The organism is Streptomyces sp. NPDC107528 (assembly GCF_055639295.1).
This window is the reverse complement of the sequence record NZ_JBVKAV010000018.1, coordinates 76539-89722: the sequence shown is the minus strand read 5'-3', so window position 1 is coordinate 89722 and position 13184 is coordinate 76539. Positions and strand designations below refer to the sequence as shown.

The following is a 13184-nucleotide window of genomic DNA, read 5'->3' as shown; positions in this document are numbered from 1 at the left end:
TCTCAGCAGAAGCACAGTGCCGTGGATTCAGATGTGCACCCCGGTGCGGGTCGGACGATGACGATGGGTGGAAGTAGGCCATGAAGGCTGCACAACGAGCCTGGCGGCGACGCTTGATGGGCCGGGCGGCTGCGATCCTGGCGCTCGCCATGGTCCCGAGCCTGCTCGGGACCACCGAGCTCCAGGCCGAGGCCAAGGACAAGGGACTTGGCCGGATGGAGCTGCCCGCGCCCCGGGAGGCCGATCTTCGCCCGCTGACAGCCCAGCCGGACAAGAAGAGCGCAGCGGCGTTGAAGAAGGCGGAAGCTGCCGACAAGGCCGCCACACGACGCGCCCGCGACGAGCAAGCAGCCAAGCCTGTCTGGCCCAACCCTGGATCCATCACTGTGCACGTGCCAGACACTGGCACCGCCCGCGGCAAAGCAGGGTCGCTGCCGGTGACCGTGGCGGCCCCCAAGGCCAAGCGCACCAAGGCGGCCGACGCGGTAACCGTCACAGTCCTGGACCGTAAGAAGGCCAGGGCGGCAGGCGTAGACGGTGTGCTGATAGCCGCTACTGGCGAGGACAAGGGCACCGCCCGACTGGCCGTGGACTACAGCAAGTTCGGTGTCGGCGGTGGGGACTACGCCGGTCGCCTCCGCCTGGTCCAACTGCCGGCCTGTGCCCTAACCACCCCCCGCAAGCGTGAGTGCCGTGTCCAGAAGGAACTGGCCTCCACCAACAATCGCCGTGCGGCCAGAGTGGCCGGGGACATCGCGGTACCCGGGCCTGGGTCCACCACCTCCGCGAGGACTGACCGCCCTGCTGCGGAGGGGGCAGCGAAGGCGCGCGGGACGACCGTCCTGGCCCTCGCCCCGGGCACCAGCTCCGGACTGGGCAATTACAAGGCCACCCCGCTCTCGGCCTCGTCCACCTGGCAGGCCGGCGGCTCCTCCGGCTCGTTCTCCTGGAGCTACCCGCTCACCGCGCCCGCCCCGGCGGCCGGCCCGGAGCCGGATCTGTCCATCTCCTACGACTCGGGCAGCGTCGACGGTCGCACCGCCAACACCAACAACCAGACCTCCATGGTCGGTGAAGGCTTCGACCTCACCTCTTCCTACATCGAGCGCAAGTACCACTCCTGTGACGACGATGGCCAGAGCGGCAAGTACGACCTGTGCTGGAAGTACACCAACGCCTCCCTCGTGCTCAACGGCAAGGCCACCGAGCTGGTCAAGGACGACACCACCGGCGAGTGGCGGCTGAAGAACGACGACGCCTCCAAGGTCGAGCACCTCACCGACACCAGCCTCGGTAACGGCGACAGCAGCGGCGAGTACTGGCGCGTCACGACCGGTGACGGCACCGCGTACACCTTCGGCCTGCACAAACTGGCCGGCGCCCCGACCGGCGAACGCACCAACTCTGTATGGACCGTGCCCGTCTTCGGCGACGACGAGGGAGAGCCCGGCTACGCCGGTGGCACCAGCTTCTCCGGCCGATGGGACATCCAGGCGTGGCGGTGGAACCTCGACATGGTCAAGGACACCCACGGCAACGCCATGACCTACTGGTACGCCCGGGAGATGAACCACTACGCCAAGAACGGCGTCGACACCCCGGGCACCGAATACGTCCGCGGCGGATATCTGAAGGAGGTCCGCTACGGACAGCGCGCCGACAAGCTGTTCACCGCCACCCCAGCCGCCTCGCACAAGGCCGAACTCAAAGTCGCCGAGCGCTGCCTGGCCGGTGAATCCGCCTGCGCCACGCTGAACGAGGAGCACCGCACCAATTGGCCTGACGTGCCCTACGACGCCATCTGCAGGGATGGCGACGCCTGCACCGGCCAGTCCAGTCCCACGTTCTTCACCCGCAAGCGGCTCGAACAGGTCAACACCTACTTCTGGAACACCCAGCTCACCACTGCCGCCTTCGAGCAGGTCGACTCCTACCGGCTCAAGCACCGCTATCTCGACCCCGGTGAGGTCGGTGACTCCTCGGACCAGTCGCTTTGGCTGGACGAGCTCCAGCGCGTCGGCACCCGTGGTACCGACATCGCGCTTCCGGCCGTGAAGTTCAGCCATCAGATGTTCACCAACCGGGTCGACGGCCCGGCAGACAACATCCTGCCGCTGGGCAAGCCTCGCCTTGCCACCATCGTCTCCGAGACCGGCCAGCAGACCACCGTCGACTACGAACCCGCCGAGTGCACCGCCGGCATGACCAAGCCGGCCGAGGACAACAACACCAAGAGCTGCTACCCGGTCTACTGGTCTCCCAACGGCGGTTCTGTTCCCCAGCTCGACTGGTTCCAGAAGTACCCCGTCTCCGCTGTGCGCACCACCTCCGCCTATGGCGGCGCCCTGGCCGTCAACCACCACTACGGCTACTCCGGCGGCGGCGCCTGGCACTACAACGACGACCCCATGACGCCGCAGAAGGAGCGCACCTGGTCCGTCTGGCGCGGCTACGGCAAGGTCACCCACACCGTCGGCGACGACACCGGACCGAAGTCCAAGGACGTCACCATCTACCTGCGCGGCATGCACGGCGACAGGCAGAAGGACGGCTCCAAGCGCACCGTCGAGGTCTCCGGGATCAAGGCCGCCCCGATCACCGACCTCGACCAGTACGCTGGCTTCACCCGGGAGCAGGTCACCTACGACGGCGCCGACGAAGTCTCCGGGAAGATCGACGACCCCTGGTCGAAGAAGACCGCCACCCAGCACAAGTCGTACGCCGACATCGAGGCCTACTACGTCCGCACCGGAGCCAGCCACGCCCGCACCCGGGTGACTTCCGGCTCCGAGTCCACCGACAAGACACGCACCACCAGGACGACGTACGACGACTACGGCATGCCGGTGACGGTGGAGGACTCCGCCACCGAGGCCAGTGGCGACGAGGTCTGCACCCGCACCTGGTACGCCCGCAACACCACGGCCGGACTGACCGCACTCGTCTCCCGGCAGCAGGTCGCCGCCAAGGCGTGCAGCGTCGCGACGGCCCAACTGGACCTGCCGACCGACAACTCCCGTCCCGGCGATGTGATAGCCGACACCGCCACCGCGTACGACTCCACGACGTGGTCGGCGGACCAGATACCGACCAAGGGCGAAGTCCGCTGGATCGGCCGCGCCGAGGGCTACGACACCTCTGACAGCCCGAGCTGGCAGAAGGTCACCCAGACCACGTACGACGACCTCGGGCGCGCGACCGCCGTCTCCAACAGCACGGGTCACACGACCAAGACCGTTTACACGCCGGCTGCCGCCGGACCGCTGACGAGGATGGCAGTCACCAACGCCAAGGGCCACGAGGCCACAACGGGCATGGACGCAGGCCGCGGACTTCCCGTGAAGACCACCGACGCCAACAACAGGATCACCGAACAGAGCTATGACAGCCTCGGCCGGCTGACCGAGGTGTGGCTGGCAAACCGCTCCAGGGCCCTGAACCAGGGCGGCAACTACAAGTTCGGCTACAGCATCTCCAGCACCGCCCCCTCGTGGATCTCCACTTCGGTCCTCGGAAAGACGCAGTACAACACCAGCTACGAGATCTACGACGCGCTCCAGCGGCCGCGCCAGACGCAGGCCCCCACGTCTCGCGGCGGCCGGATCGTCAACGAGACCATCTACGACGACCGCGGCCTGGCCGCGGAAACCAACACCGACCTGTGGGACAGCACTGCCCCCTCAGGCACGCTGGTCGCCACCGCGGGCGGCTCCGCCCCGCTGCACACCGACACCAGCTACGACGGCACCGGACGCCCGACGAAGGTGGTCACCAAGACCGGGACCACCACTCGCTGGACCACCACGACCGGCTACACCGGAGACTCCGTCACCACCACCGCGCCCGCGGGCGGCAGCGCCGTCACCGTGGTGAGCAACCTGCTCGGACAGGTCACCGAACGCCGCGAATACCCCAACCCCACGGCGACCGGCACCCCGGCCACCACCAGCCTCACCTACACCCCGGCTGGCCAGAGCAAGACCATCACCGGCCCGGACGACAAGAAGTGGTCCTATGGCTACGACCTCATGGGCCGCCGCACCACCGTCACCGACCCCGACAGCGGAACCACCAAGCACACCTACAACAGCCTGGACCTGCGGGACACGACCACCGACGCCGAGAACAGAAAGCTGCTCCACGGCTACGACGAACTCGGCCGCAAGACAGGCCTGTGGCAGACCGACAGAACCGACGCCAACAAGCTCGCCGCCTGGACCTTCGACTCGGTTTCCAACGGCAAGGGCTACCTGGACGCCGCCACCCGCTACATAGGCGGCACCACCGGCAAGGCCTACACCCAGAAAATCACCGCGTACAACAGCCTCTACCAGCCCCTGTCCACGCAGCTCCAGCTGCCTGCGGCCGCCGATGAGGCGCTCGTCGCCGCAGGCGTGCCGCAGACCCTGAACTTCACCACGGCCTACAACGTCGACGGGACGGTCCAGTACACCCGAGAGCCCGCCGTCGCGGGCCTGCCCACCACCGGCTCTCAGCCCTACGAACAGATCGACTACACCTACAACACCCTCGGCATGCTCAACACCGCCAAGGGAGCCATCGGTTACCTGCTGGGCACCACCTACACGACCACCGGCCTGCTGGAGGTGCAGACCCTCGGCAGCGACTCCGCCGGCAAGAAGACGTACGTCGCCAACCAGTACGAGGAGGGAACTCGCCGCCTGAAGGAGTCGGACGTCACGACCGAGACGCACGCGTACCGGCTGCAGGACCTCAGGTACACGTACGACGACGCCGGCAACGTCACCGCCATCTCCGACGCCGCCACTTGGCAAGGAACCTCCCAGGCCGACCACCAGTGTTTCGCCTACGACGGACAGCGCCGCCTCACCGAAGCCTGGACCCCGAAGACGGCCGACTGCTCCACCTCCGGCCGCACGACCTCGAACCTGGGCGGCGCCGCCCCGTACTGGTCCAGCTACACGTACAACAGCGCCGGCCAGCGCAAGACCGAGACCCAGCACGGCGCTTCCGGAAACACCGCCGTCACCTACACCTACGGCACCGAATCCGGACAGCCCCATCCGCTGACCAAGACCGAGACGACCGTCCCGGGCAGCCCGAAGCCGACCACCAGCACCTACGCATACGACAAGAGCGGCAACACCACCAGCCGCCCCGGCACGCAGGCCACCCAGACGCTGAACTGGAACAGCGAGGGCAAACTCGCGCAATCCAGCGAGCCCGCCGCTGATTCCAAGCCCGCCACCAAGACGCAGTACGTCTACGACGCGGACGGAGAACTCCTGATCCGCCGCGCCGCCACCACCGACGGCGAGACGGTCCTGTACCTCGGCAGCACGGAGGTCAGGCTCACCGTCTCCGACAACGGCGCGGACAAGTCCCTCTCGGGCACCCGTTACTACGCGGGCGGTGCCGTGCGCACCACCGAGGGAGGGAAGAACACCCTCTCCTTCCAGGCGGGCGACCAGCACGGCACGATGAGCCTGAGCGTCAAGGATGACGCCGCTCAGGCCCCCACCCGCCGTTACCTCAGCCCCTTCGGCGCACCCCGCGGCAGCGAACCGTCTGCTTGGCCCGACGACAAGGCATTCCTCGGCAAGACAGCTGACGACACCACGGGCCTGACCCACATAGGGGCCCGCGAATATGACCCCTCCCTCGGCCAGTTCATCAGCATCGACCCCGTCCTCGACCCCAACAACGCGCTGTCGCTCAACGGCTACGCCTACGCGAACAACAGCCCCGTAACCCACTCCGACCCGACGGGCCTCTTCTGCGACGGCTGCAGCGTGGACAACCCCGACAGCGTCTGGAAGCCGGAGAACGGGCCTGGCTGCACGCATTACAACTGCTACGACAGCGACGGCAACGTCTCTTACCAGATCGACCACCCCTGGAACAGCTCCGGCAGCGGCAAGGGCGCCGGCTCGAAGCGGCTCGAGATCGTCCCCGGCGTGGAGATCCCCAGCGAGGAAAACCTTCGCAACATCGGGTACGACCCATTCGGCAACCAGACGTACAGCCAGCTCCTGGTTCGGTGGGGCAAGAGCGATTGCATGTCGAATCCGACAGGCGATGTCTGCGACGCCGTCCACCAGCTCGGCTGGATCAGCCCCGGACCCGACTTCCTCGAGCTGATCGGCGTACGCGATGCCATCCGCTGCGCCAAGGGAAGCGTCAGTGGCTGCGTATGGACTGCCGTCGGACTGCTGCCCGTAGGCAAGCTCGGCAAGGCGGCCAAGCTCATCAAGAAGGGCGACAACGAGGCCGCCCGAGCGCTCGCCTGCGTCAAGAACAGCTTCCTGCCGGGCACCGAAGTGCTCATGGCCGACGGCACGACGAAGGACATCGAGGACCTGAGGGTCGGCGACGAGATCCTGGCGACCGACCCGGAAACAGGCAGAACCTCACCACAGAAGGTGACCGCCGAAATCCTCGGAGAGGGCTCCAAGAACCTGGTCAAGCTCAGCATCACGGACCAGCAGGGCACCGACCAGACGGTCACCGCAACGGACGAGCATCCCTTCTGGGTCGTCGACCTAAGCCAGTGGGTGCACGCCACCGACCTCAAGCCCGGCCAGTGGCTTCGCACGTCGGCCGGTACCCACGTCCAGATCGAAGCCCTCCTGCGCTGGACACAGACGGCACGAGTCCACAATCTGAGCGTTGCGGGGCCGCATACGTACTATGTACTCGCTGGGCAGACGCCGGTTCTGGTTCATAACAGTGGAGGATGCCTTCCCGCTCTCCGGGACTGGAGTAGTCAGCGGTTCCAGTTCGGGAATCAGTCCTTCTTGCTGGACAAGAAGGGAATGGAGCACATCCTCACTCGTCATCACCCGAAGTATTGGGATGGCTCGGTGAAGAAAACGCAGTCCTTCTTCGATTCGAGCATGAGTGTCGATGACGTCCAAGGCGCTATTGGGCAGGTCATGCGACAGAACCGCGATACGCTCGTTCAGCGAGGCAGTCAGGGAATGTATCAGATTCGCGGCAACGTCAACGGCGTCGATTGCGTGCTCGGCATGAACAGAGGTCGAGTGGGCCAGTTCTATCCGGAATCTCCATAATCGAAGGGCCTGTGGCGTGGTTGAGATTGAGACGTTCCTGAAGGGTGTGGATGGTGGGTTTGTGCAGGTGGAAGCCTGTCGAACTCCACCGCCCGACCTTGACTACATTGAAGGTGCCATTCGGCTGTCCGTTGATGGATTGGAAATCATCGGCACTGAAGAGTGGGACTACGTCGACCAACTCTGGTGTTATATCGCCGAGATGGTGACGAAAGTGCAGTCGTCGGGTTACGCGGAGACGTATTTCCCGGATCAGCCGATCAAGCTCTCTTTTCAGGTCACCGGGTCTCGCGTCTTGGTGACCGCCAAGATTGGCGAAGAAGTTAAGAGGGCAAATGCTTCGTCGGCGGATCTTCTGGAAGCCGTCAAAGCGGCTGGAATGAGCTTCTTCAGGAAGATGTCCGAGCTCGCCCCGGACAATTCGTATTCCGAGGCGCAGCAGGAGCTGTCAGTTTGACCGAACCAGAGGCCCCGCCGGGAATGCTTGAATCCGGCGGGGCCTCTGGGGCTCTTGACGGCAGTAGTTGACGGCAACGTCAGCGGACGGGAGCCGCGCAGAGCGGTGGTTCGTCGCCGTCGTCGGGCTTGCCGGTGATCTCGGCGGGGTTGCGGAGGGCGTGGCCGAGGAGGTCGATGGCGTCGCGTTGGAGTCGGAGCCGGACGTGGGCGTAGACGGTGGCGGTGACGCCGATGTGGGCGTGCCCCAACAGCTCCTTGATCACGATGAGTTCCACTCCTTGCTCCAGTAGGAGGGTGGCCGCTGAGTGGCGGAGGTCGTGGAACCGGATGCGGCGGAGTCTGGCCTGGCGGAGCAGGGTGTTGAAGTGCCGGGTGAGAGTGGACCCTTCGATCGGGGCTCCGTCGGGGCGGGTGAAGACCTAGCCGCTGTCCTCCCAGCCCGCCCCCGCCGCCTCACATTCCTGGAATTGTCGGTCGCGGTGCTGTTCGAGGGAGCGTAGACACGGCGTCGGCAGGGCGATGCGTCGTTCGGAGCTCTTGGTTTTGGTCGGGAGGGGGGTCAGGCCGCCGGAGTTGGTGCGCTGGAGGGTGCGTCGGATGTTTGCGGTTCCGCCGGCGAGGTCGAGGTCTTCCCAGCGCAGGCCGAGGAGTTCGCCCTTGCGGAGCCCGGTGTGCAGGGCGAGTTCGAACAGTGACTGCAACCGGTGGCCGTTGGCGGTGGCCAGGAACTTGCGGGCTTCGTCGGCGGTGAGGGGTGCCCGTGAAATTTGTAATTGCGTCGACTTCCAAGGCAACTGTCGGCGTGTGCCGGGCAGCATTGGCAGGAGTCGCTGGCGTGGATTTCCGTGTTGGTTCTGTGCCCGAAACCCGTCCTGGTTGTGATGCTGCGGTGGTGTGGTGGCCCTTGGCTCACGAGCAATATGGTGGCATACCAGAGCCGGGGGCAGCTCAGGTCTTGCTCAATTCCCTAGATGATGACGTGCCAGAAATCATCTTGGCGACGCCCTCCGGGCCGGGTGGAACGTCTGGAGTTGGCCCGACAGACCGTCAAATTGAGGAATATACTTTCGACTCGTTGGATGCGTGCACTCAGGAATATTTGCGTCTGTTTCCTGAATGCCGTGAGACGGCTGTGATCCTAATTCATCTGGAGGCGGCGGGGATAAATAGGAGAGACATGCAGGCGCCTCTCCGAGGGCTAGAAAGGTTTCTTCGCATAGGCAGGTGAGGTCAGATCTATTAGAGTCCGTCTTCAAACGAATCTTGCCCAGAGCAGGAATGACGCGAGTGTGACCGCCGCTTCGTAGGAGGTGGCGGTCTTTTCGTATCGAGTTGCGATGCCGCGAAAGCCCGCGAGCCGGTTGAAGCAGCGCTCGACGAAGTTGCGTTGGCGGTACATCTGCCGGTCGAGCGCTCGTGGCCGCCCACCGCGGTTGTGCCTGTGCCGCTGCTGGTGTGCGGAGGGTGGAGCCTCTAATCCATCCGGACAGCGATGGACATCGGCCAGGTCGGTCCGCTTTGGGACGCGGTAGGGAAGTGCCGGGAGCGCTGCTGGAAGCGGGACCGGGGGTGGAGTTCGGCATCAGTTCTTCAACAGCGTGCCCTGGGACCTGCCATCGTCCTCGGAGCTGTCGATGCAGCTTTCCTTGACTGCGATGAATCCATGGATACCTCATGACGCCGAGCATGGCAGGCATGCCAGGTCACTGACCAGCAGATATCGCTACTGATGGCAAAGCCTACCTATCGAAATGTGTCCCCGAGGGGCCGCTTCCACCACCTAAAGGCTTCGAAACGGCGTAATTGCGCCTAGGTATTGAAGAGTACATCTGAGGGTTGTATAACCAACTAGCAGTTTGCACTCGCGCCTATTCGGGGCGATTGCACCCCATCCCAAACTGGGCCCACTCGCGGTGACTCCGCTAAGGTGCCATCGCAACGTAAGGAGATCAATGAGGCTACGCGCAATCATCACAGGTATATGTGCCACTGTAGCCGCGGCAGGATCAGTAGTCGCCACTTCAACCCCTGCCGCAGCCGCCTATGCATGCACTTCTGGCATGTATTGCTCGTACTACAACAGCTATTTTGAAGGTGGCGAGTGGGAGTCCGCTTGGGGAGTAAGACAGTACACCCCGAGTATTACTTTCACTAAGGGCGTAGGAGGTCCGGTCAATAACAATATCGCGTCCGTGAAGAATCGGAATCCTGACGCTCACGCGTACCCATGCCAGTACTACGATTACGCCGGCTGGTGCTTCCATGTATGGAACTACGGGGCCCAGGGCGAGGGTGGAGCTGAAGGGTACAGCGACTGGTCGACGTTGCCAGACTCAAGGAAGAACGCTTTTAGCTCGCACCGAATGGGCGATTTTTAGGCAAGAATTCCGACTGATCGCTCGGCAAGTTCAGTAACCAGTCGGCCAGTAGCAAGGCAGCGCAGCCCTGTATCGCACGTCAGAAAACGTAGAGTGCAGGGCTGCGCATCCATGCTGATCATCAAACATTTGAGGGCGTTAGCGAATGCAGCTCCCTCGCGCCTCCATCATCTTGAGAATGAAGCCTGATATGCATAAACGACTCATCGCTGCAGGATCTTTGGTGGCCTGCTCGTTGATCACCGCATGCGGAGGCACGTCTGCTTCTGCTGATTCGGAAGAGCCTCCGGCAAAGATCAGGGAACGATTCGATGCCGATAACGTGTCCTTTCCGTTGGAAGAGTACATGTCATCTCAAGATGACATTCGAGTTCTAAATCGAGCGATCGAAACTCTGACGGCTGAATGCATGAGAGAATTCGGATTCTCGTATGTTCCTCTCAATACAGGAAGCAGTCCAGGTGAAAGGCAGAATCGTCGACTGTACGGCGTCACCTCGGAATACGAGGCGCGACAATACGGCTACCGCGATCCGCTGACACTGAAGGAAGGTGAAGGGGGCCAATCAGCAAGGCGGGAACTTTCACCTGCCGAAGAGTCTGTCCTTCTTGGAAGGGCTGACGGAAGTGGCGAGACATCAGTGCCCAAAGGGGGTTGCCGAGGACAGGCAAGTCGAAAAATCCTAGCCCAAGGTGATCAGGTCAAAGACGTACGTCTGGCCGAAAAACTCATTCTAGAAGCAAACAGTCGAGCACAAGTCGACAGTCGAGTTGAGAAGGCATTCAGTCAGTGGAGCAAATGCCTGAAGAGCTTCGGGTTTAATTACGAAACGCCCTTGGAAATCATTGACGGTGGCGAATCATTCCTTAATGAGGGCAGTCCGAGCGAGAAGGAGAAACGTTTGGCAGTTGCAGATACTCGATGCAAGAGAATGCACAATCTCATTGGTGTCTGGTCTTCTGTCGAAGTAGCTTATCAGAACCGTGCGATCGAGAAGCATTCACTTGAGTTGCGAGAACTGAAAGAAATGATCGGAAGGCAGATGCGCGCTGCGGATAGTGTAATCGGAGTAAGGGGTTGAAGATCGCGCCAATAAGCCATCACTACTTTCCGAGGATTATTAATCCCGCGAGTTGAATCGAATCTTAATTCCTCTAACTTTGACTGCCGTGACTGCCGTGACTGCGGGCCGCGGGGCTGCCGACTTGCACGGGGCACTATCGCTGGACTTTGGAGAGATCATGTCGCAGACGCAGGTGGAATCTGGGCTGTCCCGGCGAAAGCGGACCGTCGTCGCCCTTGCTGTGGGCTCCATCGTGCTCGTCTGCGCCACGCTGTGGAGTTCGGCCTTCGTCAAGTCCCCTGCCCAGGCAGCAGCCGATGCGAGGCCGCCGTCCCCGAACGTTCTCACCGCCTCCGTCGAACGGCGAGTTCTATCAGACACCGTCGTCACGCGGGGCACGGTCACCGCATCGCAGACCGTGGATGTCGCTCCCTCCGGAGCGGCCGTGGAGGGCTCCACTGCACCCGTCGTCACCAAGGTGATGGTACGTTCCGGGCAGACGTTTCCGGCCGGGCGAGTGCTGATGGAAGTGTCCGGGCGGCCCGTCTTTGCGCTGCCGGGCGGGACTCCCGTCTACCGGGACCTGAAACCTGGCACTCACGGTGACGACGTTGAACAATTGCAGGAAGCTCTGAAGAGTCTGGGACATCGCCTAGGGGTCGACGCACCGGGCACCTACGGTGCCGGTACCAAGCGAGCCGTCGCCGCCCTGTACGCGGCCGTCGGCTATGAACCCATCGTTGCCGGAGGCGGAGACGGGCCAGACGGCAATCCGGTCAGCGCCGCCCAACGGCAGGTCAAGGATGCCCAGCGTTACCTCAACAAGTTGCTGGCGGCCGACTCAGACAAGAGCAGCGCGAACGACATCCGTTACGCGCGCGAGGACCTGGCTGACGCTAAGAGGCAGCTCAGCGAGGCCGAGGCTGTCTCGGGCCCGACAGTGCCTGCCTCCGAGGTGGTCTTCCTCGCTGGCTTCCCGGCCCGCGTTGACTCTATGACCGCCAAGGTTGGTGGCGAAGTCAGTGGGAAGCTTGCGACCATCTCCGCGGGTCGGCTCGTGATAAAGGGCCTACTCGGCCCTCACGAGAAGGATCTGGTGCGGCCGGGCCAGAAGGTCACGGTGCTGTCGGAGATCTCCGGAGATCAGGTGGACGGCACGGTCGCCTCTGTGGCCGATGCGCCGTCCGCCCCCGAGAGCGAGGAACAGGAGGCCACATCTAGCGGCCAGGGATATCCCATAGTAGTCAAACCGGATACCCCGCTTTCTGCCCGGCTCGCCGGCCAAGATGTACGCCTGACTGTCGAGGCAGCGACGACGGGCGAGAATGTGCTCGTCGTCCCGGTGTCTGCCCTTTCCGCCAGTGCCGACTCCCGCACCACCGTCACCGTCATGGAGCGGCTCGGCGAGAGACGCCGCGTGGAGGTCCGTCCCGGCACCTCCGGTGACGGCTACACCGAGGTCACCCCAGTCGACGATGGGCGCCTCACCGAGGATGACAAAGTCATTATCGGGGTCTCTCGATGACCGTCGGCACAACCGCACCTCCGGTCATCGAGTTCCGAGGGGTCGGTCTCACCTATGCCGGCCCGCCGCCCGTGGTGGCCCTCAAGGCATGCGAACTCACCGTGCAACGGGGTGAGTACGTTACGGTGGTTGGCCCCTCAGGATCGGGTAAGTCCACCTTCCTCAACATCGCGGGCCTGCTCGACGCCCCCACCGAGGGCGACTACCTGCTCGACGGCGTCGACGCCGCGAGGCTCTCAGACACGCAACGTACCGGGATGCGTGGTCGGCGTATCGGCTTCGTCTTTCAGAGCTTCCATCTGCTGCCGCACCGCTCGGCGTTGGAGAATGTCATCTTGGCCATGGTCTACGACGGTAGTGCGCGCCGTGACCGGGCTCAGCGGGCCCGCGAAGCGCTGGAGCGGGTCGGCCTCGGCCACCGTATCGACGCGTTGCCCACCAGACTGTCGGGTGGTGAACGGCAGCGAGTCGCCATCGCCCGTGCACTAGTCACCCGCCCGTCGCTGCTGCTGTGCGATGAGCCGACCGGCAACCTTGACACCGCGACGACTGAGTCGATTCTTCTTCTGTTGGACGAACTCCACCGTGACGGCATGACACTCGTGGTGATCACACACGACCCGGGCGTCGCGGCCCGTGGCCAGCGCACCGTGACCATAAGGGACGGTGTGCTCAGCGAGCAGGTGACGACCGCATGAAGATTC

General features: G+C 63.7%; 6 protein-coding genes and 1 pseudogene. 6 read left to right on the top strand and 1 reads right to left on the bottom strand.

The genetic code is table 11. From position 1 onward, the window contains the following. The first annotated feature begins 80 nt into the window (after nucleotides 1-80). Both ACZ7L5_RS42005 and ACZ7L5_RS42000 read left to right on the top strand, forming a co-directional pair. Nucleotides 81-7055 (top strand): polymorphic toxin-type HINT domain-containing protein, encoded by a 6975-nt coding sequence (locus ACZ7L5_RS42005; protein WP_471523988.1) that lies wholly within the window; start codon nucleotides 81-83, stop codon nucleotides 7053-7055. 16 nt (nucleotides 7056-7071) lie between these two features. Beyond that, nucleotides 7072-7512, top strand: a complete 441-nt coding sequence (locus ACZ7L5_RS42000) for a hypothetical protein (protein ID WP_467919327.1) — start codon at nucleotides 7072-7074, stop codon at nucleotides 7510-7512. A gap of 79 nt (nucleotides 7513-7591) precedes the next feature. Here the strand turns inward: ACZ7L5_RS42000 and ACZ7L5_RS41995 are convergent. Further along, nucleotides 7592-8269 (bottom strand): annotated as a pseudogene (locus ACZ7L5_RS41995) (site-specific integrase); the annotation flags it as partial. A 1197-nt stretch (nucleotides 8270-9466) separates the two neighbouring features. On the opposite strand from ACZ7L5_RS41995, the gene ACZ7L5_RS41990 reads away from it, so the two are divergent. The 4 genes from ACZ7L5_RS41990 to ACZ7L5_RS41975 all read left to right on the top strand — a co-directional run bounded on the left by ACZ7L5_RS41990 (nucleotide 9467) and on the right by ACZ7L5_RS41975 (nucleotide 13178). Then, the gene (locus ACZ7L5_RS41990; RefSeq protein ID WP_471523986.1) at nucleotides 9467-9892 is read left to right on the top strand and encodes a peptidase inhibitor family I36 protein; all 426 of its coding nucleotides are present in this window, start codon (nucleotides 9467-9469) and stop codon (nucleotides 9890-9892) included. A gap of 178 nt (nucleotides 9893-10070) precedes the next feature. Further along, nucleotides 10071-10973 (top strand): hypothetical protein, encoded by a 903-nt coding sequence (locus ACZ7L5_RS41985; protein ID WP_471523984.1) that lies wholly within the window; start codon nucleotides 10071-10073, stop codon nucleotides 10971-10973. A 160-nt stretch (nucleotides 10974-11133) separates the two neighbouring features. Next, nucleotides 11134-12480 (top strand): efflux RND transporter periplasmic adaptor subunit, encoded by a 1347-nt coding sequence (locus ACZ7L5_RS41980; protein WP_471523982.1) that lies wholly within the window; start codon nucleotides 11134-11136, stop codon nucleotides 12478-12480. Beyond that, complete coding sequence (locus tag ACZ7L5_RS41975) at nucleotides 12477-13178, top strand: ABC transporter ATP-binding protein (protein ID WP_471523981.1); 702 nt, start codon at nucleotides 12477-12479, stop codon at nucleotides 13176-13178. The genes ACZ7L5_RS41980 and ACZ7L5_RS41975 overlap by 4 nt, the downstream gene beginning before the upstream one ends. The last annotated feature ends 6 nt before the right edge of the window (nucleotides 13179-13184 follow it).